The organism is bacterium (assembly GCA_028821235.1).
Taxonomy (GTDB): domain Bacteria; phylum Actinomycetota; class Acidimicrobiia; order Spongiisociales; family Spongiisociaceae; genus Spongiisocius.
Genome location: JAPPGV010000027.1, coordinates 42581 through 68200, shown reverse-complemented (window position 1 = coordinate 68200; position 25620 = coordinate 42581). Strand labels below are relative to the sequence as shown.

General features: G+C 67.1%; 24 protein-coding genes. 10 read left to right on the top strand and 14 right to left on the bottom strand.

Annotated elements, in window-relative coordinates:
* Window positions 1-76 precede the first annotated feature (76 nt).
* A complete protein-coding gene (locus OXK16_03205) occupies window positions 77-1342 on the top strand; it encodes an FAD-binding oxidoreductase (GenBank protein ID MDE0374956.1) in 1266 nt (421 codons plus the stop codon).
* A 39-nt stretch (window positions 1343-1381) separates the two neighbouring features.
* Here the strand turns inward: OXK16_03205 and OXK16_03200 are convergent, their stop codons facing one another.
* The 5 genes from OXK16_03200 to OXK16_03180 form a co-directional block, all read right to left on the bottom strand.
* Window positions 1382-1945, bottom strand: coding sequence for a chromate transporter (locus OXK16_03200; protein MDE0374955.1), 564 nt, complete (start codon window positions 1943-1945; stop codon window positions 1382-1384).
* Window positions 1935-2534, bottom strand: coding sequence for a chromate transporter (locus tag OXK16_03195; protein ID MDE0374954.1), 600 nt, complete (start codon window positions 2532-2534; stop codon window positions 1935-1937). The genes OXK16_03200 and OXK16_03195 overlap by 11 nt, the downstream gene beginning before the upstream one ends.
* A gap of 4 nt (window positions 2535-2538) precedes the next feature.
* Window positions 2539-3264: an aspartate/glutamate racemase family protein gene (locus OXK16_03190; GenBank protein MDE0374953.1), complete on the bottom strand. Its 726-nt coding sequence runs from the start codon at window positions 3262-3264 to the stop codon at window positions 2539-2541.
* Window positions 3265-3313: 49 nt separating this feature from the next.
* Entirely contained in the window at window positions 3314-3739 is a 426-nt protein-coding gene (locus tag OXK16_03185; protein MDE0374952.1) for a hypothetical protein, read from the bottom strand.
* A gap of 64 nt (window positions 3740-3803) precedes the next feature.
* Window positions 3804-5150, bottom strand: coding sequence for an MmgE/PrpD family protein (locus OXK16_03180; protein ID MDE0374951.1), 1347 nt, complete (start codon window positions 5148-5150; stop codon window positions 3804-3806).
* 51 nt (window positions 5151-5201) lie between these two features.
* Between OXK16_03180 and OXK16_03175 the strand changes: the two genes are divergently transcribed.
* The 4 genes from OXK16_03175 to OXK16_03160 are packed head-to-tail and all read left to right on the top strand — an operon-like array spanning window position 5202 to window position 9871.
* Window positions 5202-7952, top strand: coding sequence for an MmgE/PrpD family protein (locus OXK16_03175; protein ID MDE0374950.1), 2751 nt, complete (start codon window positions 5202-5204; stop codon window positions 7950-7952).
* Window positions 7943-9013, top strand: a complete 1071-nt coding sequence (locus OXK16_03170) for an NAD/NADP octopine/nopaline dehydrogenase family protein (GenBank protein MDE0374949.1) — start codon at window positions 7943-7945, stop codon at window positions 9011-9013. Before OXK16_03175 ends, OXK16_03170 begins: the two co-directional genes overlap by 10 nt.
* A 53-nt stretch (window positions 9014-9066) precedes the next feature.
* Window positions 9067-9654 carry a hypothetical protein gene (locus tag OXK16_03165; protein MDE0374948.1) on the top strand — a complete coding sequence of 196 codons (588 nt, stop codon included), beginning with the start codon at window positions 9067-9069 and terminating at the stop codon, window positions 9652-9654.
* A 31-nt stretch (window positions 9655-9685) separates the two neighbouring features.
* The gene (locus tag OXK16_03160) at window positions 9686-9871 is read left to right on the top strand and encodes a hypothetical protein (GenBank protein ID MDE0374947.1); all 186 of its coding nucleotides are present in this window, start codon (window positions 9686-9688) and stop codon (window positions 9869-9871) included.
* A 64-nt stretch (window positions 9872-9935) separates the two neighbouring features.
* Here OXK16_03160 and OXK16_03155 read toward each other — a convergent pair whose 3' ends face one another.
* The 6 genes from OXK16_03155 to OXK16_03130 form a co-directional block, all read right to left on the bottom strand.
* Entirely contained in the window at window positions 9936-12176 is a 2241-nt protein-coding gene (locus OXK16_03155) for an ABC transporter substrate-binding protein (protein ID MDE0374946.1), read from the bottom strand.
* A gap of 206 nt (window positions 12177-12382) precedes the next feature.
* Complete coding sequence (locus tag OXK16_03150; protein ID MDE0374945.1) at window positions 12383-13438, bottom strand: ATP-binding cassette domain-containing protein; 1056 nt, start codon at window positions 13436-13438, stop codon at window positions 12383-12385.
* Window positions 13435-14472 carry an ABC transporter ATP-binding protein gene (locus OXK16_03145; GenBank protein MDE0374944.1) on the bottom strand — a complete coding sequence of 346 codons (1038 nt, stop codon included), beginning with the start codon at window positions 14470-14472 and terminating at the stop codon, window positions 13435-13437. The genes OXK16_03150 and OXK16_03145 overlap by 4 nt, the downstream gene beginning before the upstream one ends.
* Window position 14473: 1 nt before the next feature.
* Window positions 14474-15532, bottom strand: a complete 1059-nt coding sequence (locus tag OXK16_03140; protein MDE0374943.1) for an ABC transporter permease — start codon at window positions 15530-15532, stop codon at window positions 14474-14476.
* A gap of 94 nt (window positions 15533-15626) precedes the next feature.
* Window positions 15627-16616 carry an ABC transporter permease gene (locus OXK16_03135; GenBank protein MDE0374942.1) on the bottom strand — a complete coding sequence of 330 codons (990 nt, stop codon included), beginning with the start codon at window positions 16614-16616 and terminating at the stop codon, window positions 15627-15629.
* 174 nt (window positions 16617-16790) lie between these two features.
* A complete protein-coding gene (locus tag OXK16_03130) occupies window positions 16791-17039 on the bottom strand; it encodes a (4Fe-4S)-binding protein (GenBank protein ID MDE0374941.1) in 249 nt (82 codons plus the stop codon).
* Window positions 17040-17151: 112 nt separating this feature from the next.
* Between OXK16_03130 and pdhA the strand changes: the two genes are divergently transcribed.
* From pdhA to OXK16_03115, 3 genes are read left to right on the top strand one after another with little or no spacing between them, the layout of a single operon-like run.
* The gene (gene pdhA / locus OXK16_03125) at window positions 17152-18192 is read left to right on the top strand and encodes a pyruvate dehydrogenase (acetyl-transferring) E1 component subunit alpha (GenBank protein MDE0374940.1); all 1041 of its coding nucleotides are present in this window, start codon (window positions 17152-17154) and stop codon (window positions 18190-18192) included.
* Complete coding sequence (locus OXK16_03120) at window positions 18189-19163, top strand: alpha-ketoacid dehydrogenase subunit beta (protein ID MDE0374939.1); 975 nt, start codon at window positions 18189-18191, stop codon at window positions 19161-19163. Before pdhA ends, OXK16_03120 begins: the two co-directional genes overlap by 4 nt.
* Window position 19164: 1 nt before the next feature.
* The gene (locus tag OXK16_03115; GenBank protein MDE0374938.1) at window positions 19165-20280 is read left to right on the top strand and encodes a dihydrolipoamide acetyltransferase family protein; all 1116 of its coding nucleotides are present in this window, start codon (window positions 19165-19167) and stop codon (window positions 20278-20280) included.
* 4 nt (window positions 20281-20284) lie between these two features.
* Here OXK16_03115 and OXK16_03110 read toward each other — a convergent pair whose 3' ends face one another.
* From OXK16_03110 to OXK16_03100, 3 genes are all read right to left on the bottom strand, one after another.
* Window positions 20285-21415 (bottom strand): M20 family metallopeptidase, encoded by a 1131-nt coding sequence (locus OXK16_03110; protein ID MDE0374937.1) that lies wholly within the window; start codon window positions 21413-21415, stop codon window positions 20285-20287.
* A 76-nt stretch (window positions 21416-21491) separates the two neighbouring features.
* Complete coding sequence (locus tag OXK16_03105; GenBank protein MDE0374936.1) at window positions 21492-21860, bottom strand: cupin domain-containing protein; 369 nt, start codon at window positions 21858-21860, stop codon at window positions 21492-21494.
* Between the two features lie 87 nt (window positions 21861-21947).
* Window positions 21948-23264 carry an MmgE/PrpD family protein gene (locus OXK16_03100; protein ID MDE0374935.1) on the bottom strand — a complete coding sequence of 439 codons (1317 nt, stop codon included), beginning with the start codon at window positions 23262-23264 and terminating at the stop codon, window positions 21948-21950.
* Between the two features lie 66 nt (window positions 23265-23330).
* Here OXK16_03100 and OXK16_03095 point away from each other — a divergent pair, with 66 nt between their 5' ends.
* Both OXK16_03095 and OXK16_03090 read left to right on the top strand, forming a co-directional pair.
* Complete coding sequence (locus OXK16_03095) at window positions 23331-24236, top strand: SDR family NAD(P)-dependent oxidoreductase (protein ID MDE0374934.1); 906 nt, start codon at window positions 23331-23333, stop codon at window positions 24234-24236.
* Window positions 24236-25612: a dihydroorotase family protein gene (locus OXK16_03090; protein ID MDE0374933.1), complete on the top strand. Its 1377-nt coding sequence runs from the start codon at window positions 24236-24238 to the stop codon at window positions 25610-25612. Before OXK16_03095 ends, OXK16_03090 begins: the two co-directional genes overlap by 1 nt.
* Window positions 25613-25620 lie beyond the last annotated feature (8 nt).

Here is a 25620-nt window from a genome sequence, read left to right as displayed (position 1 = left end):
CGCTCTGGCTCCTCCTGGTCCGGCGTACCATAATGCTCGAAGTTCGATATCGCATCCCAATATCGGAGGTCTGAAGGTGTCGTACGCGCATGAGGCGCGCGCTGTCGTGGTAGGCGGAGGAACCGTCGGCCTCTGCTGCGCGATGCACCTGCTCCGGCGTGGCTACGAGGTGACGGTCGTGGACCGCGGTGCCCCCGGCAACGGCGCATCGGGTCACAACGCCGGGCTGTTCTCGGTCGGGAACTGCCTTCCCACCTCCACTCCGGGGGTCATCCGCTCGGTGCCCACGATGTTGACCGATCCCCACTCACCCCTGGCCATTCGGTGGCGCTATCTGCCGCGGATGCTGCCCTGGCTGTTGCGCTTCATCGCGTCCGGACGGCCGGCTCAGGTCGAGCGGGCTTCGGTCGCGATCGCCGGGCTGGTCAAGCAGGCGCTCCGAGCCTGGGAGGAGGTGCTGCCGGCCGGCGCTTCCGGAGGGGTTGTGATTGACGGAGGGCACCTGCTGGGTTACGGCACCGACGCAGTGTTCGCCAAGGCGGCCTTCGCGATCGAGACCAGGCGGAGGCGGGGCATCGACATGAGGATCCTGGATGCGGCGGGGGTCGCCGGGTTGGCCCCGATCTTGGAGGGCCGCTTCCGGCACGGTGTCTACATTCCCAGAGGCCCTTGGGCCGACCCCCGGCTGCTCTGTGCGGCCTTGACCGAGCTCATGGTCTCGGAAGGCGGTCGTCGCCTGTCCGCTGAGGCGACCGGGTTCGTGCGGTCGGACGATCAGGTCACCGTCGTGGAGACGACCGGCGGGGAGGTCGCGGCTGACGTGGTAGTGATCGCGGCGGGCGCCTGGTCCAAGCACCTCACCAGGATGCTCGGTTTCACCACTCCCCTGGACACCGAGCGCGGCTACGGGGTCGACCTGCCTGATCCGGGTGTGGACCTCCCCTTTCCCATCGTCTCGATGGACCACCACTTCGCCATGACCCCACTTCCCGGCGGCCTCCGCCTGGCCGGGACGGACGAGTTGGCCGGCCTGGAAGCGCCGCCCGACTTCCGGCGGGCGGACCGCCTCGTCGACGCCACCAGGCTGGTGTTCCCCGAGTTGCGGACCCACGGGGCGGAGAGTTGGATGAGCTACCGGCCGTCGCACCCCGACTCCCTTCCGGTCATCGGCCGGGCGCCCCGCCACACCAATGTCTACCTTGCCTACGGCCACGGCCACATCGGGTTCACCCTCGCCGCCATCACCGGCGAGATCATCGGGCAGATGGTCTCGAACGAGGACCCCTCCCTGGATCCAGCACCCTTCCGGCCTACCCGCTTCCGCCTCCTCAAACGGGGGTAGGACTCCGCTGCCCGCCCGGTATAAGGGGGCCGGATCCGGTTACGGGATCCGGATCTCGGGTAGCGCGCCCTCGAGGGCGGGGATACCCAGCACCAGGCCCGTCAACGCCCCTCCGGCAAGGATGACTACCGGGTGAAGTTTCGTTCGGGCCATCAGCGTGCCTGCGATCAGCGCCACCGCAACCAGCGCCAGGTTGGAGAGGCTGGACCTGGCGATGGTGAGCACGGCCAGGCTGAAGAGGCCGACGATGGCCGGCCCGGCGCCCTTGCCGAAGGCCCTGAGGCGGGGATGCTGGAGGTAGCGGCGTAGCCGGTGGGCCGATCCCATCGCCAGTGCCCAAGGGGCCAGGAACACGCCCAGGGTGGCCACCACCGCTCCTGCCGCACCCGCCACCAGGTAGCCGACGAAGGGCGCCAGCACCAGGATCGGCCCCGGCGTGATGAAGGTGAAGCCGACGGCCGCCGAGAACTCGGCCGGCGTGATCCATCCCTTGTCCGCCACGGCTACCCGATCGACCAGCCCCAGCACCGTCCCCCCTCCTCCGAAGGCGAGGAGGCTGAACAGCATGAACTGCCAGAACAGGTCGAAGAGTTCAGCCGGCATCCGCAGCCTCGGATCCGAGCCTCTTCGTGAACAGGAACACCCCCACCACCCCGGCCAGCAGCACGATGAGGGGCGCGCTGACACCCAGGAGGAACGTCGCTCCCAGTCCCGCCACGAGGATGGTGGCGGTGACCGCATCGACAATCGCCTTCCGGGCGAAGCGGTAGAGATACACCGACTGGATGCCCACCACGGCTGCCAGGAGGCCCTCGATGGCAGGGGCCAGCAGCGGAAGGGTGGAGAGCGCTACGAAGCCCACTGCCAGCCCGGTCATCACGAGTATCCCGGGGAGGAGGTACATCAGGGTGGCGACGCCCGATCCGCCCACTCCCCGCAGCACGTAGCCGAGGTAGGAGACCACGAGAGGGCCCCCGGAGCCCGGGAGCAAGCGGGTGTAGGTCACGGCCTCGGTGATCTGCCGCTTGGTAAGCGCGGGCCGTCTGTCCACCAGTTCGCGTTCGATCAGCACGAGCAGCAGAAGGAGCCCTCCGAACGCCACCAGCCCCATCCGGAAGAAGATCACGCCGATGGCGCCGATGCCGAGACGTAGCGGCGCGGGTCCGTCCGGTCTCTCGGTGGGTGTGTTCACCGGGTCAAAGATGGCGCGGGAAGCCGATCCCGGACCCGACCAGGTAGGCGTGCATTCCCATCGTGTACAGGTCGAAGACCGGCAGTCCCGTGATCGCTCTCACCATCTGGCCGAAGGGCGGGAAGTTGGCGCACTCCATGACGATGGCGCCGGCGTCCGGATGTTCCGCTACGACCCTCCGGGCCAGGTCGGCCACGTCCCGCTCGAGAAGATCGATGTCCGCCTCGGGGGAGTTGCCCACGAAGGTGGCATAGAAGTGGCTGTCCTCGGGCGGCGCCATCTGCACCACCGCCACGTCCTCCGATGACCAGCCGGCGCCCCGGTAATGCGCTTCGGTTAACACGGTCCGGGCCGTCAGGATCACGACCTTCCTGCCTCCCGCGGCGGTGGCCGCCATCGGAACCTGGAGGAGCGGGGACGAGAAAACCGGTATTTCCACCGCGGCGGCAAGTTCGGGCTGGTTCACGGCCAGAAACCCGCAACTGGTGCATATCGCCCGCGCGCCCTCCGCTTCCAGCGCCCGAGCCGCTTCGACGAAGGGAGAGAGCAGGTCGGGGTCGGGATCGGCCTGGGCCATCCGCTCGGGGAGGGCGCCCTCGACGATCCGGTAGGAGACGGGGAAGGGCCAGGTCCGGGCGTTCCCGACGTCGCCCCGGAGCCGGGGGAACTTGGTGTCGAGCATGATGACGCCGAGCGCCAGACCGTAGACGGTCCTTCCGCCTTGCGTCATGGTCGTCGAGTCCTGCCGGGCATGCGTCGTCATCACCGGGAAGCGCCGGTCACCATCCGAAGAGTCCGGCGAACCTCATCATGACCATCATGGTGAACATGACCGGGAAGGCCCAGACGTACATGATGTTCAGGACCGGCCTGTCGTAGAGAGGGCCGACCAGGTAGACCACCATCAGGATGCCGAGGATTCCCGCCGTGAGGTAGAGCTGCCCGTAGAGGCTCCCCAGATCGTCCAGCGCTCCGTCGATGAATCCCCGGATCCATCCGAGTGTGACCGTTCCGATCGCTGCGGTGTAGGTGATCTTGGTGCCGTGTCCCGCCTTCATGGCGCCGCGTACCTCCTCGAGGGACTCGGGCCCCAGCCTGCGCAGCGCAGGAAAGAGGCTCACGCGCGAGAACAGGATCGCCCCGAACCAGTAGATGGCCAGGAACACGTGAAGCCAGTGAACGATGAACAGTTCCGGTCGATCCATCCGGTACTCCTTTCAGATCTCCGTTCGAGTCAAGCGGACCATCCCACGCCGGTGCTCCGCCTGATCAGTGCTCGAGGGCGTCGAGCAGGACGGACGCATCGGGCAGGGTCTCCAGTCGGTCGACAAGCCGGAGGAAGCGCTCGACGTCGATCGGTGGATCGTCGCCCAGGCACTTCGACATCCATGCCTCCCGGTCCACCTTCGGATACCGCACGCCGTGGCGGCCGTGCTCGAATATCTCGACCCCGCCGGAGGTGGTCCGTATGGTGACCCGGGCGTAGTACTTGGGGACCGCCTCGTCGACGAAGCTCAGGGTGATCGAATCGAGCAGGGACTGCAAGTCATCCGAGATGGGGTCGAGGTAGACGCGGTGGTCCAGTTCGCGGTCCCGGATCAGCCGGGCCATTAGGAAGCGCAGGGATCCGATCCGCGAGACGATATCCGTGTACTTGGAGAAGTTCTCCTCCATGCGCTTCTCTCGCAGGCGCCTGCTCTCGGGTAGCTCGATCAGGACCGACTCGACACGCTCCGGCCTCAAGTCCATCGCCTCACACGCCTGCTTGGTGGTGTCGAGGATGCCGGCGTTCAGGTTGCTGGCCCGGTATTGCTTGACCCGGGCTTCTGTGATGCGGAAACGGGATCCCAGGGTGGCGAGGTTCTCGTCGATCTCGGCCGGAATCTCCTGGAGGAGGGTCTGGTAGAGGCCGAAGTCTCCTTCGATCATGCTCGGCGCGGCCGGGAAACCCGACTCGGCCAGTACTGCTGCGAACACCCCGGCCTGGCACTCCCACGGGTACACCACCCAGATGAACCGGGTGCCTTCGATCAGGCCCAGCGCGCCGTGGCAGGCTAGGCCCAGGGCATTGACCGTTCGTGGCTCGGAGAGGCCCAGCAGCCGGGCGGAGGTGGCGGCCACCGCAACCGGCCCGAAGATCGCATTGGGTCTCCGCGGCGCGGGAGCGGTCCAGGCCCAGGTCCCCGCGCTGAGGACCACCGCCACGTCGTAGCCGATGGCGCAGGCCGTGAGGAGTTCCCTGCCGCTCACGGTGCGGTCCTGCGCCAGGTTGAGGGCTGTGGGGTATATGAGCACGCCGGGATGGGTGCCACCCGACTCCGAGTCGTCCTGCCCGCTCTGGTGCATGTACAGGCAGTTGACGAACACGGCATCGAGCAGCCCGAGAGAGGGTTTCTCGCCGATGGCGGAGAAGCGCCCACCGGCCTCGCTCAACCGCGCCGCGGTCTTCCGTGCGTACCCTCCGTACTCGCTGTTGCGGCCCTCGATCCCTAAGGCGACGTGATGGACGAGGTGATCCTTGACGCGCTCCACGATCTCGGTTGGCAGGTCCTCGAAACGAAGCGAACGGATGTAGCGAGCCAACCGCTCGCTGATCGACGGGCCGCTGTCGGTCATGCGGGTTCGGTCTCCCTTGATCCTGATCTCGGTAACCGATATCGTAGTCCGATGTCAATACCGACAGCCGATGCGCGGGCCGAAGAGGACGGCGCTCCCCTGATCCACCGGCTGGCAGAACACGTCTCCGGCCTCGCGTTCGAGACGATCCCATCGGAGATCGTCGGGCTGGCCAAGGACCACCTCGTCCATCACGTCGGTCTGGCCCTCGCTGCCGTGGACTACCCGCGTCCCCGGCGAGCCCGCGCTGTGGCTCGCAGGCTTTCCGGTCAGGGAGGGCGGCACCGCATTCTCGGAACACCCGGCCGGTACGGCCTGCTCGAGGCAGTCTTCGCCAACTCCCTCCTCATGGGTGCGGACGCGCTCGACGACGCGGCTCTCGGTGGCACCCATCCGGGGGTGCTTGTATTCCCCACGGCCATGGCGCTACCGGAGACCCGGACCGTCAGTGGCAGGGACCTTCTGGCCGCGGTGGTAGCCGGCTACGACGTCCTGGTTGCCACCGCACGGGGTGGCTGGACCTGGGGGGTGAGCACCCCGCGCCGGTCCGGTTGCGTGGTGGGCCCGCTCGGTGTGGCAGCAGTAGCGTCCCGTCTGCTGGGCCTCGGACCGCAGAGAACCGCCCACGCGCTGGGGCTGGCCGCCAACGGGGCAGTCGGCCTCATCGAGGGAACTCCCTTCGCCGGCATCCTGTATCCCCATGTGACCCGGAGCGGCGTCATGGCGACCTTCCTGGCCGCGGACGGACACCGTTCCACCCCGAGCGTTCTGGATGGCCCGTACGGGCTGTACGAGACCTACCTCGGGGCCGTTCCGGGCGAGGTTGTGGCGGCCATGGACGCGTTGGGGAGCGACTACGGGCTTACGCACGCGTTCCGCAAGCGTTACGCGTGCAGTGGCTTCAACGTGGTGCCCGTGGAGCTGATGGACGACCTGGTCCGCAGCACGGGGGTGACCGTGGAGGACGTGGCCTCGATCCGGCTCGCCCTCCCCGAGGAACGGCGGCCCCGCGAGGAGGACTTCGACCGGAACTTCCGCCGCTACCGGGACGACGATGAAAGCCTGTACATCACCCGCTACGCGTCTCCCCGATTCCTCGTGGCCGCCTGGTTGTGGGACGGCCGTCTGAACCCGGCCCGTTACCGCGAGGACATGCCGGCGGGCTTCGTGGACCTGCTCGCCCGGACGTCAATGGACTTCGTGGAGGGGCTACCCCTGCGCTCGGCCCGCCTCACGGTTGTAACCACCGACGGCCAGGAGCACGTCCGGGAGGGTCATGACCCGTCCCCTACCCCGCCCATGGACTACCGGGAGTGGTTGGCCGACCTCCTTCCGGCAGCCCCTCCATCCGCGATCGAGGGCTTCGTCACCTCGGTCGACCGGCTCGAGGAGTCCCGCGATGCCTCCGAGCTGTGGACAGCGCTCGACCGGTTCGCCGAGCGGCCTGCTGCCTCCCCGGCGATATCTCCGGGGCTCGACCGGGAACCCGGCTCGACCGCATCCCAGCGGATCGCCGCTTATGTCACCGGAGCCAGGTACGAGGACTTCCCGCCGGCTGTGATCGAGCGGGGCAAGGATCTGCTCGTCCACCACCTCGGGTTGGCATTGGCGGATCGGCCTCCCGCCGGCGCCCGCCCGGGCAGGCCACCGGGCAACTACTCGGCCATAGGCCGGCTGCCTTCTCTCCGCCTGCTCGACGTGGTGTTCGCCAACTCGCTGAGCATGCAGACCAGGGGTCGGCAGGACAGCATGGCCGGAGGGATGCGTCCGGGGGCGTTGATCATTCCTGCTGCTCTGGCGCTCACCGAGGAACGCGCGATCACAGGGAAGGAGCTCCTGGTGGCGATCGCGGTGGGGTACGACGCCGGCCTCGCTCTGTCGGCCGGTACCTGGGCTTGGGGCGCCGCGACCGCCCGCCGGGCCGACTGCGTGTTCGGTCCCGTGGCCGTGGCCTGCACAGCGGCCCGCCTGCTCGGGCTCGACGAGGAGCGGACGGCAGATGCCATCGGGCAGGCCTGCCACCTGACGATGGGACTGATCGAGGGCGTAGAGGAAGAGGCGCTCATCAATGCGCAGTTGGCACGCAACGGCGTGTACGCCGCCATCCTCGCCGAGGCGGGATTCCCGGCGGCCGATCTCATGATCGAGGGAGAGTTCGGGTTGTACAGATCGACACTCGGGACAGTTCCGACAGATCTGGATCGGTCGCTGTCAGGACTGGGGACCAGGTTCGGGCTGGAACGGGCCGTGGTCAGCCGCCATGACCTTGATCCCAACCATCTTGTCCCGGTGGAGCTGACCTCCCGGCTGGGCGCGAGACTGGCCGGCGATGCCGGGGAGCCGGTTGAGGTGGAAGTGCTGCTGCCCGAGACCCGCAGACGCTGGGACCACGTCGCCCGAACCCGCCTCCGAGGCTCAGAACACCAAGTATCCCAAGCCGCAGCCCTGCGCCGCGCCCTTGCGAAGGTGTTGGCAGGCGGTCCCCGCGAAGAGGACCACAGGGCCAACGGGGCCCTGGAGGGCGCGGAGCCGGCGGACGGTGTCGCTCTCCGGTACGAGCCGGGAAGGGACCCATGGTTCGCCCGGGTCACGGTGACCACGGCTTCGGGCCACACCGAGAGCCTCGAAGGAGATCGCTCCATTCTCCCGCTCCACCTCCCGGACAGGCGGGCCCTGTTGCTAGATTCGATAGGCGGCGGTAACCGCAGCAAGGTTGACGAGGCGATCCGTCTGGTCGGGACACTCGAGACGGTGAGAGACGCTTCGACCCTCCTGGAAGTGATGGTGGACTTGTGCGGATAGCGATTCTGGGAGCGGGCAACGGTGGCCAGTCCACCGCTGCGCGCTGCGGTCGGGCAGGTCACTCCGTGAGGCTGTACGACCGATTCCCGGAGGTTGTCGAGCCTCTGGCGTCCTTGGGCGAGATCCGGGCAGGCGGGGCGGTGGAGGAGACCGGTCCCATCGAGCTGGCCACCACCGACATGGCCAGAGCCGTCTCGGGCGCCGACCTGATACTCGTGTCGGTCCCCAGCTTCGCCCACCGCTACATAGCCTCGGAACTGGCCGGGGTGCTGCGAGGTGATGAGACGGTGGTTCTCCATCCGGGCGGCTTCGGCGGAGCCCTCGAGGTGCGAAAGACCTGGTCGGATCTCGGAGTTCCGGCCGGCGTCCGGCTGGCCGAAACCAACACCCTGGCCTATGCCTGCCGGGTCGTCGAGCCCGGAACGGTCCATATCGGCGGGGTCAAGCGGGCCTTTTCCGCGGCGGCCCTCGGAGCCTCGGGGACACCTGAAGTCCTCGGGGTGCTCCAACCCGTCTTCCCCAACGTCGAGCCGGCCACCTCCGTGCTCGAGACCAGCTTCGACAACATAAACCCGGTGGCCCACCCTGTGGTGGCGGTGCTCAACGCCGGACCGATGGACGGGGGCGACTTCGACTTCTACGCCGACGGGATGACGCCCTCGGCGGTCCGGGCCATGGAGGCCCTTGATGCCGAGAGGATGGAGATCGCCGGCGCGTTGGGGATCCCCTTCCGGAGCCATCCCGCCTGGCTGGAGCGCTCCTACGGTATCGTCGGATCCGACCCGATGGATACGGAGCGGCAACTGGCCTCCAACGTGATGCGGGGCATCGGCGTCCCGGGAGGAATGCGCGGACGCTACGTGACCGAGGACGTGCCGCTCGGCCTGGTGCCGATGACGCGGATAGCCCGGCTGGTGGGAGTTCACACTCCCGTCATCGACTCGGTCATCACCCTCGCGGGTGCGGCTACCGGGAGGGACTACCGGAGCGAGGGCCGCTCCCTCGAGGACATGGGCATCGGTAACCTGACCCCCGACGAGATCTTGGAGGCTGTGGCGTGAGCCGGCTAAGCGAATCGTCACAACCGAGTCCGGCGGACACGTCGGCTGGGCTCGTGCCTGTCGGGCTGATCTCGCTTCTCCAGATCCAGAGGGAAAAGCTCATCGGGGACACCCCGGACGGCCAGGTCTACCGAACCACATCACTCATAAAGGTGGGAGAACTGAAGGTGGGCCGGGCCGGCGTCATCGCCGAGGTGGACGGCGATTGGGTTCTCGACCGCCATCACTCGGCGCATCCCGCCGAGGCGCGAGCACATCGCCCCGATCGGATCCTGAGCATCGGGTTCAGCGGGCATTACAAGCTGATCGAGTGCGAGTTCGGGTGGGCGCCCCCGGGTGTGGCAGGGGAGAACATCATCGTCGACACGGCGGAGCGGTTGCACCACCAGGATGTGGCGGGTGGGTTCGTGATCCGCACTTCCGGTGGCGATGTGGAGCTGGACCCTCCAGATGTGCTCGACTCGTGCGTACCTTTCAGCAAGTTCCTGCTGAGGGACAAGGGGACGCCGGTTCGCCGGGTGGTACGGGCCCGGAAGTTCCTCGGCGGCGGCATGCGGGGATACTCCATGGGCGCGAGCCGGATCCCGAAGTATGCGACGGTGCGAACCGGCGATCTACTACTGCGAACGGTCGGAGAGTGAGAACCCGACCCGACCGAGAGGGGGGTCAGGCATGCTGAAGCTGGTCAAGTGGCTAGCGCTGGTGCCGATGGGATTGGGGATCGTACTGCTCTTCTTCGCTCTCATCTGGCGCACGTGGGGACAGGCGGCCTTCGGTAGCGGGCTGATCCTCGTGGCTGCGCTGTGGATAGCCGGGTTCGCACGAGCCGAACGCCGCCGCCAGCCGCTTCCCTTCTAGTTCCGAGGCTGCCCCGGGCGCGACGGAGGGTGGCCCGTACGCCACCCTCCGCAGTCGCTGTGTATCAGCTCTTCCAGTAGAACGCGGGAGGAAGGGCGTTCGATGGCGCCCGCTGGTCCAGCGTGTTGGATATCCGGGCCGGGATGTTGCCGAGGTTGGTGTTCGCCAAGTACATCCCGTAGATTGCCAGGCCGTCGCCGACCACCCCGATCGACCAGACCTGATCGACATGGAGCTTGTAGATCTCCTTCGCGATCCGGATCCGCTCCGCATCGTCCGGTTCGACCAGACCGGCGTCAAGCAGGGCCCAACCCTCCTTGATCATCAGCTGATCGGGTGGCTCCACGCCGTCGGCGCCGTCGGTGGCCCGCCACTTGGCGTAGGGGATGCCGATCAAGCCCGGATAGTTGTTGGTCCTGGTGGGCATGATCCCGTCCTGCTGCCGGAACGGATCGGGGGATGAGACCGTGTGGCCCGAGAACATGATCTCGTTGGCCTCGGCCTTCTCCACGAGCAGGCCGCCGGTAACCGCCGGACCAGCGCTCAGGTCGATCCCGATCTCGCGCCAGTGTTCCCGGATCAACTGTCCGGCGGCCGGGAAGTCGGCGAAGCTGGCCGGCGCTTCGTAGACCAGCACGAGCCGGTCGCCGCTGCCGTCGGGGCGCAGCCGGTAGCCTTCTCCGTCCTTCTCGGTCAGACCGATCCCGTCGAGCAGCGCGTTGGCCGCATCGACATCGAGCGTGGCCCACTTCTCGACCCACTCCTGACCCAGGGCGTAGACGCTCTGCTCCGACGGCGCCGAAGACGTCGTCTGGCTCGTTCCCAGGAAGATGGCCTCATTGATCTCGTCCCGGTCGATACCCATCGACAGGGCTCGCCTGAAGTCGGCCGTACGGATCAACTCACCGATCACCGGGTCGGCGTCGTAGGCAAGGTTGATACGCACCCCGAAGTCCGACCCCACGCCGGGAGTGCGGTGGATCATGTACCCGCTGCGCTCCTGGTTCTCGAGCAACACCGGGAGGCTCGCCACCTGGAGGTGCCGGTCCTGGAAGTCGTACTCCCCGGCGACGGAGTTGAGGATCAGAACTTCCCGGTCCTCTGCTCCGGCCATGCTGATCTTGTGGATGTACGGCAACTGGTTACCCGCCGTATCCACCCAGATGCTGTACGGGTTGGCCTCGAACTCCCATGGAGGATCGTTGATCGGCCGTGTCATCACCCACGGGGTGACGGTCGGCAACTCGGGGTTGAATTGCCACGTGTTCCGGTTCTTGAGGTAGGCGCCCCAGTTCTCCTGGCCGGCATCCTGGGCCAGCGCGTCGGCGTCAGGATTGAAGTCGGCGTGGAACTGCTGCAGGTAGTGGGCAGGCGCGAAGCCCCCGTAACCGAACTGACCGGTGATGGTCTGCCCGTTGATGGAACCCCATCCCGCCATGATCTGCGGCAACAGGGGGTAGGGTGCCACCGCGGTTAACGTGACCGTGTAATCGTCCACCTTCTCCACGGCCACCTGCTCCCCACCGACGCGCAACTGTCCCGGGGGAGCCGCGACGTTGGAGTTCAGGCTCATGTGCTGGCGCCACCAGACAATGTCCTCGGCGGTGAACGGCGCTCCGTCGGACCACTTCATCCCTTCACGCAGGTAGAGCGTGAGCACGGTGGCGTCGGCATTTACCTCGAACCCGGCCGCGATGTTGGGGATTACCTGCCGGTGGGCGTAGTCCCAGTAGATCAGGTTGTCCGGCCCACCGTTGAACCGGTTGGCGTTCTGGCGATCATTGACCGTGGAGATGTACCCGCGGCGCAGCTCGCGCCCGCCGTAGGTGCCGATCTCATGCACCGGCTCGACCACCAGGGGATTCCGCGGAACGCGCTGGTCAACCGGCGGGAGCTCGCCCGCCGCCACCCGAGCAGCCATCTCCGGCGACTCGTTGTACGTGGTGGGGTACTGGGCAGGATCGGTGATCACGATGTGACCCTCGATCGCCGGCAAGCCCCTTTCGATGGCGCGGGTCGTGGTCGTCGTGTCCGCAGCCGCTGCTGCCGTGGTGGTCGGCGCGTCGCTTGCTGCGGCTGTCGTGGTCGGCGCGTCCGCAGGGGCCGCGGCGGTCGTCTCCGTGGTAGCCGCCTGGGTCGTCGCCGGGGCGGCTGTGGTTTGCGTGGGCGCGGCGGTGGTCTGAGCCGGCTCGTCGTCCGCGCCGCAAGCGGCGATGACGATGGCACCTCCAACACTGCCGCCGGCCAGCTTCAGGAAACGGCGCCTCGAGACACCCTTGTCGCCCTGGTGCTTATCGTCCGCCATCAACGGAACCTCCTCCGCCCACGTGTCAAAGGTTGTGATCGGTCGGGTTGTCCGCCCTCTCCGCAGGCCTCGTGCTGTTGATATCAAGTCCCGATAACGCTTCACGATATCCGCACAAGAACCATTGTGTCAACTGGTTTCGCAGGGTTGCTGGAAGCCCCGCCGGAGACCCGGCATGCGTGAGGTTGCCGGTTCGGAAGGTGTGTTCAGCCGGTGGTGACGCCTGGTAGTTCCAACTCCGCGACTCGCAGGCATTCGACCCGCCGTTCCCCGTCCACCACCTCTGCCACAGGGGTCTCGGCACCGCACCGCTCGATGGCGTAGGCGCACCTGGGATGGAAGTAGCACCCGCTGGGTGGGTCGGCCGGATCCGCCACCTCGCCGCGCAGCGGGATCCTCGTGCGGCTGGCACGGGGGTCCGTGCGGGGCACGGCATTCAGGAGCGCCGCCGTATAGGGATGTTTCGGGTTGAAGAACACCTGGTCGCGCTCCCCGATCTCCACGATCTTGCCGACGTACATGACCGCAACCCGATCGCTGATGTGCTTGACCACGCTCAGGTCGTGCGCGACGAATATGTACGTGAGGCCCAGTTCCTCCTGGAGCTCGAGCAGCAGGTTGAGGGTCTGCGCCTGCACGGAGACGTCGAGGGCGGACACCGGCTCGTCGGCTATCACCAGGCGAGGGTTCAGAGCAAGGGCGCGCGCGATGCCGATCCGCTGCCGCTGGCCGCCGCTGAAGGCATGCGGGAACCTGCGCATGTACTCGGGGCGCAGGCGAACCAGGCGGAGCAATTCCTCGACCCGGTCGATGCGGTCATTGCGGTTGTTCATCCCGTTGAGCAGCAGGGGTTCGCCGATTATGTCGAGCATGGTCATCCTGGGATTCAACGATGAGCGCGGGTCCTGGAAGACCATCTGCATCTGGGGCCGCAGCGGACGTAACTCCCGCCGGCTGAGGTCGCTCAGGTCGATCCACTTACCCGTTTCGGTACGGAAGCGGATCTCGCCGGCGGTCGGATCCAACGCCCGGACCAAGCAGCGGACCGCGGTGGTCTTGCCCGATCCGCTCTCGCCCACCAGCGCCAGGGTCTCGCCCTGGCGGACGTCGAAGCTGATCCCGTCGACGGCCCGGACGTGACCCCTGACCCGGTTGGCGAAGCCCACCCTGATCGGGAAGTGCTTCTTGAGGTTACGGACCTCGAGGATGTTCGAGGACCCGTTATCGGGAGTGGGGCTCTCGGCCGCGCCGGGCCCGGTCATGACCCTCGTCCTTCGATCGAGACCGCCGTCTCTTGATCGCGGAATAGATGGCAGACCACCTCCCGGCCGGGGGCAGTCGTCCAGGTCTCGGGTTCTTCGACCGCGCACAAGCCCTCGATGGCCTCCGAGCAGCGGGGATGGAAGCTGCATCCGCTCGGGCGGTCGAACGGATGGGGCACGGATCCGGTGATGGCGGGCAGCTTGGCCTTGGGCGCCGCGTCCAGGGCCGGGATGGAACGCAACAGGGCTCGGGTATATGGATGCTGGGGGTCGTAGAAGATGTTCTCCACGGAACCCTGCTCTACCTCGCGGCCCAGATACATCACCACCACATCGTCCGCCGTCTCGGCGATGACGCCGAGGTCGTGCGTGATCAGCATTACCGCCATCGACCGTTCCTCCTGCAGGGACATCATGAGATCGAGTATCTGGGCCTGGGTGGTCACATCGAGCGCGGTGGTGGGCTCGTCCGCGATCAGCAGCCTGGGATCGGGCGCCAGCGCGTGGGCGATCATGGCCCTCTGGCGAAGGCCGCCGGAGAGTTCCCAACTGTACTGGTCCAGGGTGGCGGCGGGACGGGGGATTCCCACCATCGTGAGAAGGTCCGCTGCCCTCTCCCTGGCCTCCGCCTTGTTGAGCCGCTCGTGGAGGCGTATGGCCTCGGTCAACTGGTTGCCGATGGTGTGGACCGGGCTGAACGATGTCATCGGTTCCTGGAAGACGAGCCCGATCTCGCCTCCCCGCACCGAACGCATGTACTTTCCGTTGGGTCGCCGCTTCACGAGGTCGACGGGGGTCCCGTCGTTCCGGGTGAGGAGTATCTCGCCGTCGACGATCCGGCCGGGGTCATCCACTATCCGCAGGATCGACAGCGCGGTGACGCTCTTGCCACACCCGCTCTCTCCGACTATCCCCAGCGTCCGGCCCGCCGACACGTCGAAGCTCACCCCGTCGACCGCTTTGGTGACCCCCTCGTCGGCGATGAAGTAGGTCTTCAGGTTCCGCACGGAGAGCAGCGAGCGGTCGGTTCGCACGTCAGCCTCCATAGGGGTCGGCCGCGTCTCGGACACCGTCGCCCAGGAAGTTGAAGGCCAGTACGGCCAGGATCACCGGAGCCACGGGTATGAGCATCCAGATCGCCTGGGCGACCGTCTGGACGTTCTGGGCGTCCTGGAGCATGACACCCCAGGAGATGGCCGGTGGCCGGAGGCCGAGGCCCAGGAAGCTGAGGGAGGTCTCCGCGATGATCATGAGGGGTACGGCCAGGGTGGTGGCGGCGATGATGTGGCTGGTAAGCAGGGGCACCATGTGGACTCGGATGATGCGCCCGTCCCTGGCGCCGCACAGCCTCGCCGCCATTATGAAGTCCTCGTGCCGCAGCTGGAGGAACCGTCCCCGCACCTCCCGGCCCAGGGTGGTCCACCCGATCAGGGAGATGATGATCGTGATGGAGAAGTAGATGCGGGTGGGACTCCAGGTGAGAGGCAGGGCTGCGGCGATTCCCAGCCACAGGGGGATGACGGGGACGGAGCGAAGTATCTCGATGATCCGCTGGATGATCGAGTCGGGCACACCCCCGTAGTAGCCGGAGATACCTCCCAGGGTGACCCCCAGGACGAGGCTCAGGAAGACGCCGACCAGCCCGATCGTCAGGGAGGTCCGGGTGGCGAGGACCAACCTGGAGAAGATGTCCCGACCGAAGTTGTCGGTCCCCAGCAGGAAGATGGTGGATTCAGATTCGTACGCCTCGGGCACGCCTATCAGGTGGATGTCGGTGTCGAACAAGCCCAAGAGCTTGTACTCGTAGCCGCGGGCGAACAGCTGGATGGGAATGGACACGGTCTCGTCGGCTTCCCACACCTTCTTGAAGGTCTCGAAGTCGCGCTCGCCCACCAGCGGGTGAACGTAAGGGCCGAACGTACCGTCCTCCGAAAACCAATGGATGGGCGAGGGGGGTATGAAGGACTGGGCCGGGCGGGAGTCGTCGGGATCGGAGTAGGCGAAGAAGTTCGCCAGCAGGGCCACGAGGTAGAAGGCGGCAATGACAAAGCCCGCGCTCACCGCAACCTTGTGCTTGCGGAACCTCCACCACATGAGCTTCCACTGCGGGGCGACCGAGATCCGGTCCTCCTCCACTAGTACGGCCACGTTCCCCTCGCCGGTGTCACCCGGCAGCGGAGGTGGTCGTTCAGAGGTTGCCATGCCGGATCCTGGGATCGAGCCACATCAGGGCCAGGTCGGACAGGAACACTCCGAGCACCGTGAACGCGCCCAGCAGGAGGATGATTGCTCCTGCCAGGTACATGTCCTGGCTCAGCAACGAGCTAAGCAGCACGGGACCCATGGTGGGGAGGCTCAGCACCACCGACACGATCACCGCGCCGGAGACGATATTGGGGAACAGGAGGCCCACCGAGCTGGCCACCGGGTTCATCGCCACCCGCACCGGATACTTGCCGATCGCCCTACGGTTGGACAGGCCCTTGGCCCGGGCGGTTGTGACGTAGGGCTGGCGCTTCTCGTCCAGGAGGTTGGCCCGGGTGATGCGGATCAGCTGGGCCGCTCCTGCCGTCCCCAGGACGATCGCCGGGATCGGGAGGTGAACCAGCAGGTCCCCGAGCTTGGCGAGGCTCCACGGCGCGGTGGCGTACTCCACCGAGAACAACCCCGCCAGCGAGACGTCGAGCCAGAGGAACCCGGCGTACAGCATCACCAATGCCAGGAGGAAGTTGGGTGTTGCCAGGCCGAGGAACCCCAGGAAGGTGGCGATGTGGTCGCCGACCGAGTACTGCCGCACAGCCGAGTAGATCCCGATCGGGATGGCGATCAGCAGGGTGAAGACGAGCGCCGACATCGACACCAGCATGCTGAGCGGCAGGCGGTCGCCGATTACCTCGAGAACCGGCTTCTGGTGGAAGAACGATGTGCCGAGGTCTCCCTGCAGCACCCGGCCCATCCAGATGCCGTACTGGACCACGATATGACGATCCAGCCCGTACTCCGCCCGCAACTGGGCCGCGAACTCGTCCGCGGTCTCGGTCCCGCTCTCCGCCAGCTCCGCCAAGGCGGTTGACACGAAGTCGCCCGGCGGGAGCTGGATGATCGCGAACGAGATGATCGAGATGACGAACAGGGTCAGTATCCCGAGGGCGGCTCTCCGCAGGATGTAAGCCCACATAGCTACCCTCCTCTGCTGCCTCTTCGGTGGCGACGTTGGATGGCGATATCGTAGCCCGATACCATCTCGGCACGGTTGGATCGGTCACCTGAATGTACGCAACCGCACCCGCTGTCGCCGTATACAGCCGCCGTCAGAGGTCAGTGCTTAGTGCAAACTAATAGTAACTAGCGACTAGACACGAGGAACGAGTTGGTTCCCTTCGGAGTCGATTACCGACAGGGCATCCACCGGACATGCCTCCGAGGCCACGATGAGGCGCGACCTGTCTTCGCGCTCGGGATGCGCGAACTCGACCACGTCGTAGTCGCCTAGCTCGAAGGCCACGGGCGACTCGTCGGTGCAATGCTCGAAGCCCACGCAGAGGTCTCGATCGATACGGAGGGTCAGATCCCCCACCTTGCGCTCTACGATGTCCGCCATTTGAATCTCCGGTGACCGCTGCAGGAAACGGCTCGGCGCAAACCGGCCGTCCGGCCGACGGTCTCAACATCCGATATCGTGATCCGTTATCGACACTGTAGCCTTCCGCACAATGCACCTCAAGCCTCACCAGGTAATCACACCCGAGGGTGTCCATACCGGCCGGGCGGCGCCCGACATCGACGCCGTCCGGGCCAGATACGGGGCACTTGTAGAGGCGCGCCTCTACGACCATAAGGCTTCGGCGCTCCAGCGCCAGGGTCGGCTCGCCACCTATGCGCCCTACGAAGGCCAGGAGGCCACCCAGGTCGGGGCGGTAGCCCCGCTGGCGGCCAGGGACTGGTTGGTGGCCAGCTATCGGGACGCGGCGGCCATGTATTTCCACGGTTACCCGTGGAAGAACCTGCTTCTCACCAGGATGGGCGACGAGAGGGGAGGCCACCCGCCGGAGGGTGTCAATGCGCTCCCACCCTCGATAACAGTCGGTGGGCACATGATCCACGCCGTGGGCATCGCCTGGGCCGAGCGGTTGCAGGGAACTGACGCCGTCGCCCTGACGATGTTCGGGGATGGCGCTACCTCAGAGGGGGACTTCCACGAGGCGATGAACTTCGCCGGGGTGTACCGCACCCCGACGGTATTCCTCTGCCAGAACAACGGGTGGGCCATCTCCATGCCCCGCTCGCAACAGACGGCGTCCGAGACCATCGCGCAGAAGGCCGTCGCCTACGGCTTCCCAGGGGTCGCGGTCGACGGCAATGACGTCCTGGCGGTCGAGGAGGTCGTGGCCGAGGCGGTCGCGCGTGCCCGAGGCGGCGACGGCCCGACGCTCGTAGAGGCGCTCACCTACCGGATCCACGGCCACACCACGGCGGATGACCATCGACGGTACCGGGTGGACGAGGAGGTCGCGACCTGGCGCGCCAAGGACCCCTTGGAGCGGGTTCGCCTCTGGCTCCATGGGCAGGGCGCCTGGGATGAAACGTGGCAGTCCGAACTGGAGGAACGGGCGTCGCGCCGGATCGAGGCCGCCGTGGCCGAGGCCGAGTCCCTCGTGTCGTTCACCGCCGGTGAGATTTTCGACGCCACCTACCAGGAGCTGACGGCACCGCTGCGCATCCAGCGCTCCCTCGCGGAGAGGGATTCGCAATGAGCGTGATGACCATGGCGCAGGCACTCAACGCGGCGCTCGACGTCGCCCTCTCGGATCCCCGGGTCGTCGTCATCGGCGAGGACATCGGGACCACCGGCGGCGTCTTCCGCATAACCGACGGCCTGGTCGAGAAGCACGGGACGGAAAGGGTGATCGACACCCCGGTCGCCGAGTCGGGGATAGTCGGTGCTGCGTTCGGGATGGCCGTGGCCGGCATGCGCCCGGTCGTCGAGATCCAGTTCATGGGGTTCTCCTACCCCGCCTACGACCAGGTGATCAACCACGTTGCCAGGATCCGGAACCGTTCCCGGCACCGGTTCACCGCCCCCATGGTGATCCGGCTTCCGTACGGGGCGGGGATAGGCGCCGCCGAGCACCACAGCGAGTCCACCGAGGCCGTCTACGCCCACATCCCGGGATTGAAGGTGGTCGTAGCCTCCACTCCCGAGAATGCCAAGGGCCTGCTCCTGGCGGCTGTCGACGACCCGGATCCGGTGATCTTCATGGAGCCCATCCGGCTCTACCGGGCGGCCCGCGGCGAGGTACCCGGTGGCCGGCACACGACGCCAATCGGCTCGGCCGAGGTCGACCGGACGGGCTCGGACGTGTCTCTCGTGTCCTACGGCGCCATGATGCGCGAGACCAGGGAGGCCGCCGATCGGCTGGCCGAAGACGGCGTGAGCGCAGAGATCATCGACTTGAGGACCCTGGTGCCACTCGACGCGGACACGATCGTCGCGTCGGTGGTGAGGACCGGCCGCGCGGTCATCGTGCACGAGGCGCCCCTTACGGCGGGTTACGGCGCCGAGATCGTGGCCCTCATACAGGAACGTGCCCTTTACTCGCTGCGGGCGCCCGTCCAGAGGGTTACCGGATGGGATACGGTGGTACCCCTACGGCTCGCCGAACGGCATTACATGCCATCCGTGGCCCGGATCGTCTCGGCAGCCCGGCAAACGCTGGAGGGTTGAAGTGGCACGCGAATTCCACCTTCCCGACGTGGGAGAAGGGCTGGTAGAGGCCCTGATCGTATCCTGGCACGTCGCCATCGGAGAGACCGTGGGGCTCGACGAGCCGCTTGTAGAGGTGGAGACGGACAAGGCAATCGTCGATATTCCTTCCCCGTACGCGGGTGTGCTGCTGTATCGAGGGGGCGAGGACGGCGACACGGTGGAAGTCGACTCCCTGCTCGCCGTGATCGGGGAGCCCGGCGAGAGGTGGGAGGAGGAGCCCGAGACGCCACCACCAGTGGTCGAGGAGGCGTCGGCGCCCGTCGTAGGTGTCCTCCCAGGGGCGGAACCCGGCGTGTCCGGCCGGCCGCTCGTCCTGCCCATGGTGCGGAAGCTGGCCGGTGACCTGGGCGTCGACCTGTCGGCCGTCTCCGGCACCGGCCCGCTCGGCCGCATCACCGAAGCGGACGTACGGGCAGCAGCTTCCGAACGCCCCTCGGTACGCGCGCCGATGTCCCGCCTCCGCAGGGCCATCTCGGAGAACCTCTCCCGGTCGTGGAGGGAGATACCTCACGTGACCACCTACGGGCACGCCGGCTCGGACCGACTCCTGAGGGACCGGGAACGGCTGGGCAAGCCGCCGGTCGAGGCGCTCCTCATCGCCCGCCTCGTCCCGGTTCTCGTCCGGTTCCCTTCCTTCAACGCGGTCGTGGACGGCAGTGACGTGATCGAACGACGGTTCTACGACATCGGCTTCGCAGTCGACACACCTGAAGGCCTGCTGGTAGCGGTGGTCCGCGACGCCGACACCCTCCCTATAGAACAGCTGGCCGCCGAGGTTCGGAGGCTTGCCTCCGGCGCCAGGGAACGGACGTTGGGTGTCGACGAACTGCGGGGTCAGACCTTCACCGTGTCGAACATCGGAGCGGTGGGAGGGGGTACCGGAACCCCGATCATCCCCTACGGAACCTCCGCCATCCTCTCGGTGGGCCGCGCCGAGCCACGAGCCGTGGTGAGGGACGACACCGTGGTGATCGCCCGGCAGTTCCCTCTGAGCCTTTCCTACGATCACCGCATCATCGACGGCGCCGAGGGTCGCCGCTTCATGGCGGCGGTCATCGAGGCGCTGGAGGCCTGAGCCACTAGCGGGCCAACTCCTCACCGGCTAACCGGGCGATGGCGTCGAGCCAGCGTGCTCCCACCTCGAGGGCCCGCTCATCGAAGTCGAACCGGCTCGAATGGGCCGGCGACGGATCGCCGCCCGGGATCCGGCCGCCGTAACGGATGTAGCACCCCGGAACCCGCTCCAGGTAGCGTCCGAAATCCTCCGATCCCATGTTGACCGTGCGCATCCGCAGCACTCCGGCCTCTCCGACCAGGGCCGAAGCCGCCCGCCGGGCCAGCTCCGTCATTGCGGGCCCGTTGACAACGGGAGGGTTCCCCTCTCGCACCTCGGCATCCACCCCGCAGCCATGGAGTCGCCCCACCGCCTCGGCCATCCGAAGCACCGAGTCACACAGGTGCCGGCGCACCTCGGGGTTCAGGGTACGGATGGTCCCTGTCAACCGAGCCGAGCCGGCGATGATGTTCTCGGCCGTTCCGGAGTTGAAACTCCCCACCGTCAGCACCGCCGGGTCGGCGGGGTCCACCTCCCGAGAGACGACCGTCTGGAGCGCGTTCACCAGCGATGCTCCGATCACCACCGCGTCCACCGCCTCATGTGGCCGGGCAGCATGACCCGTCTTGCCTGTGATATCGATCGTGAAGTAGTCGGATGCTGCATTGACCGCGCCTTCGGTGACGACCAGCGTGCCGACCGGGTAGTTGATGTCAAGGTGGCCGCCGAACACAGCCGACACTCCGTCGATAGCTCCGTCGTCGATCATCATCCGCGCCCCGCTCCCCCGTTCTTCCGCGGGCTGGAAGAGCAGGCGCACCGGGAAGGGGGGAGGCTCGGCACTCAACAGGACGGCCGCTCCCGCCAGGATGGCTGTGTGGCCGTCGTGGCCGCAGGCATGCATGACGCCTTCGACCGCGGACGCGAACGGGAGTCCGGTCTCCTCATGAATGGGAAGGGCGTCGATGTCGGCCCGGAGCGCCACTTCGGGCCCCGTGCTGCGACCGCGTACCCGGGCGACCACGCCGTGTCCGCCCACCCCCGCCCTGAAAGGAATGCCGAGATCCTCCAAGAATGAGCAGATGACTCCGGCCGTTCGCTCCTCCCGCTCCGAGAGCTCCGGATGGCGGTGCAGCTCCCGCCGCAACCCCACCATCCGGTCCACGACCGGTGTCGGCGCCGGCGCGGGTCCGGAATGGCTAGGCGGATCCGGCCGCCCTGTGGGTGCCATGTCAGTCGACGTACTCGCGGTCCTCGTTCGCGGGATCGAAGTTGGGAGCGAAGACCGCAGCGATGACCACCCGTGTGGCGGCGTTCATGGTGGCGTGGGCGGTTCCGGCCGGTACGACCGCCACGTCACCGGCCCTCACCCGCCGCATCTCGTCACCCAGGCGGAAATCGGCCTCGCCCTCCAGAAAGATGATGATCTCGTCGTGATGGTGGTGGATGTGGGGACGCAGGCCGCCGCCCACCTCGATCGAGCACACCGCGCTGGTGGATCTCTCGGTTCGCTGGAGGTGGGTGACGCGAAAGGTCTCACCGTCGAGGATCGGATTGTCGGCAATCACCTCGTAGGCGTTCGCGATCAGGTCTTCCATCATGGGGACGCCTCGCCGGATCGGCGTTCAGGTGCCCGGAACGCTACCACCCTAACGGTCCACAACGTCCGGCGCCGAGCGCTCCAGAGGTCACGCTACGCTCCGCATCAGCCCGCCGATGCTGCCCACCGAGTCCAAACGATCGACCTCGGATTCCATCAGTTCTATCCGGGCCGCCGCCGCGTCGCCCGCCTGGTGCATCCTGGCGATTCCGGTCGGTCGGGGCGTCGGCAGGACTTCCGCCCCTCCGGCCACGCAGAACCGGCGTCCGTCCACTGTGCTGACCAGTACCTCGTGATGGAGCAGGTCCCCAGAGGGGGTGGGTTCGAGTCGGATGATGCCCGCCAACCGGGCGGCCTCCTGGGCCAGGTGCGGGTCCTGATGGGACCGCGGGGTCACCGAACCGCTCAGCAGCACCACCGCCAAGTTGAACCGGAGCGAGCTGATCCGGCCGAACTCGGTAGCACGGGGATCAGGATCGTTGATTCCCGGAACGCGGAACGAGTCCCGCGCCCGCCGTACCGTGAGCTGCTCAATCCCTTCGGCGGAGAGCCCTACCCGCCGCACTAGTTCCTCGAGCAACGTGAGCGGGACCACGTTGATGGCCGTGCAGGGGTAGGGCTTGAGAACCGCGGTCATAATCTCCCAGCGCCACCCGATCCCTTCCAGGTCCTCCTCCAGGCCCGGCCGCACTCCACCCACCTGGGCCTCGAAGAAACCGTGGGGTCCTTCGAGAGCGTCCTCTCTGCAGGGTGCCCTTGCCCGGCCGAACTCGGCGGCGGTCATGCCGTTGCGCGCCAGGATTCCGTACTGGTGGTTCTCGAAGCCGTGGGTGATCATTGCGCCGTAGTTGCCGGCGTACGCCAGTGCTCTCCGCGTCTGGTCGGTGTCCAGGCCGAGGAGCCGGGCCGATACCGCGGCCGCCCCGAAGGCGCCGTACACGTGTGATGGGGTTCGGGCACACCGCTCCCACGTCCACTCGGATCCCGCCAGAGCCCCTAGCACGTTGTAGGCGGCGACAACAGCCGCGATCACCTCCCGGCCCGGAAGCCGGCGCTCCTCGGCGAGGGCCAGAGCCGGAGGGATGACGATGGGACCAGGATGGATGAACGAAGGGAGTATCGAGTCCTCCTGGCGGAGGGATCGCATGATCACCGCGTTGGCGAAGGCGGTATCGATCGGCGCAAGCCCCTTCCGGTGGCCGATCACGGTCGAGGCGCCAGAGTTTCCGGTGGACGTGGCGAAGTCCACCGCCCTCTGCGCCTCCCCGGTGCCGCAACCCAGCATCGCTACGGCTAGGTCGTGGCTTATGACGGCCTTGGTATGCCGGATCACCCGATCGGGTATCGCCTCGAAGCCGAGCCCGAGCACGTGGTCGGTTAGGACCTCAAGCACGTTGCCGTCCATGCGACCTCCCTACGCACCTAGCACAGACTCTTGATATCGTGGCCCGATATCGACAGAGGACTATAGTTGCCGGGGCCGTCGACCTTGCCGGAGGCGGCCCGTCAACGCCCACGATCCAAGGTCATCCACAGGAACGATGAGCCTCCGCCATACGCCCGCCGCAGGCGGTTCCAGACCCGGGCCGGGACCGCCGTGACGCTGGACGGCACGGTCACCGCCGTCACGGGCGGAGCCGGCGGTATCGGGATGGCCGTGGCCCGCCACATCATCTCGGAAGGCGGGAAGGTCGCCATCCTGGACATCGACGGTGACCGCGCGCATGACGCCGCCGAGAGTCTCGGATCCACCGGAGTCACGACCGCGGGGATCCGCGCGGATGTGACGGATCCGGAGTCACTGGAGGACGGGTTCCGGACCGTCGTGGACCAGTTGGGACCGCTCTACGGGCTGGTCACGTGCGCGGGTATCCGCCAGACGTCGGCCCCGGTGGCGTCGTTCCCCTACGAGCGGTGGAAGCGGGTCCTAGACGTGGATCTCTTCGGTACCTTCCTATCCAGCCGGAAGGCAGCGGCGCTGATGCTCGAGCGAGGGGAGGGCTCGATAGTCACGATCGGTTCGACTTCGGCCACGCTCCCCCGGATCGGCCAGGCCGCCTACTGCACCGCCAAGGCCGGCGTGGCCGCCTTCACCAAGGTGCTGGCCCTGGAGCTTGCCGAGAGCGGGATCAGGGCCAACTGCGTCAATCCCGGCTCCACCGCCACGGGCATGGTCGACCTCTGGAGTTCACCCATCGAATCGGGCGTGGAGGATCGCATCCACGGAAACCTGCAACGGTTCAGGGCGGGCGTTCCCCTGCGCCGCCTGGCCCGCCCCGAAGAGATCGCCGACTCGGTGGGGTTCCTTCTCTCGCCTCGCTCTTCGTACATCACGGGTCATGTTCTCGCGGTGGACGGAGGGGAGTCGATCATCTGATGGCCCGACACGACCTGGCAATCAGGGGAGGAACGGTCGTCAACGCCTGGGGCAGGCAGGTGGCGGATGTCCTCGTGGATGGCGAGCGCATCTCCGGGATAGTGGATCCCGGCTCCGGAATCCCGGCGAGGCGGGTTATCGACGCAGACGGACTCATGATCCTGCCCGGGCTGGTCGACACCCACTGCCACCACCGCGACCCCGGGTTCACCCACAAGGAGGACGCCACCACCGCCACGCGGGCTGCCGCCGCGGGAGGGGTCACCACCACCTTCGCCATGCCCAACGTGTCCCCGCCCCCAAAGGACGCGGCCACGCTGGCATCGATGATCGAGCACTATCGGGAAGCAGCGACGGTGGACTGGAACATCAACGCGGCTGCCACCGATCCCGACCAGATCGCGACCCTGGCCAGGATGGGCATAGCCGGGTTCAAGATCTACATGGTGGCCGACACGGGGCGTGACTACCCCCACATGCCCGGCCTTGGTGTGCATGACCACGGTCGCTTGCTGGAGATTTTCGCCCTCGTGGAGCGGACCGGCCTTCCCCTGATGGTCCATGTGCACGACCAGTCGATCATGGATGCCATCGAGCAGGACTACTGGAGCCGGGGCGAGCGTGACTACCGCGCCTACGCCCGCGCCTACGCCGAGCACGACGGGATCGTATGGGAGGCCGCGCTGGCGGTGGTGCTCCGCATCCAGCAGGCGACCGGGGCACGCCTCCATGTGCTGCACATGCAGACGGCCGGGATGGTCGACCAGATACGGGCCGCCAAGGCACAGGGTCGCGACGTGACCTCGGAGATAAACCCGTGGGCGGTGTTCCTCGGCAACGACTGGGACACCGTGGAGCGCCTGGGCTCCTACGCTCTGTCCTTCTGGGTACCGCCGGAGCATGAAGGCTCCCTGTGGGACGGCATGCGCGACGGGACGATCGATCTGGTTGCGACCGATCACGCCCCACACCTTGCCGCGGAGAAGGAGCCTGGCTGGGAGGATGGCTGGGCGGCGCACACCGGTACACCCTCCCTCGAGTTCTACGGACCACTGCTCCTGGACGCAACTCGCTCCGGTCGCATCACCCTCGAGGACGTGGTGCGTCTCACCAGCACCAGGCCGGCGGAGATCTTCGGCCTTTCCCGGAAGGGCCGCATCGAGGTCGGACGGGACGCCGACCTGGTCCTGGTCGATCCGGAACGGTCCTGGGTGATCAGCGACGACCACGTCTTGAGCAAGTGCGGCTGGACCCCCTACGCCGGGCGCCGGGTCGTAGGAGCGATCGACGCCACGCTCCTACGCGGACGGATGGTCTACGAGCACGGAGAGGTGGTGGCCGCTCCGGGCGGAGGGAGGATGGCCTCACCGGGCTGACGCGATCA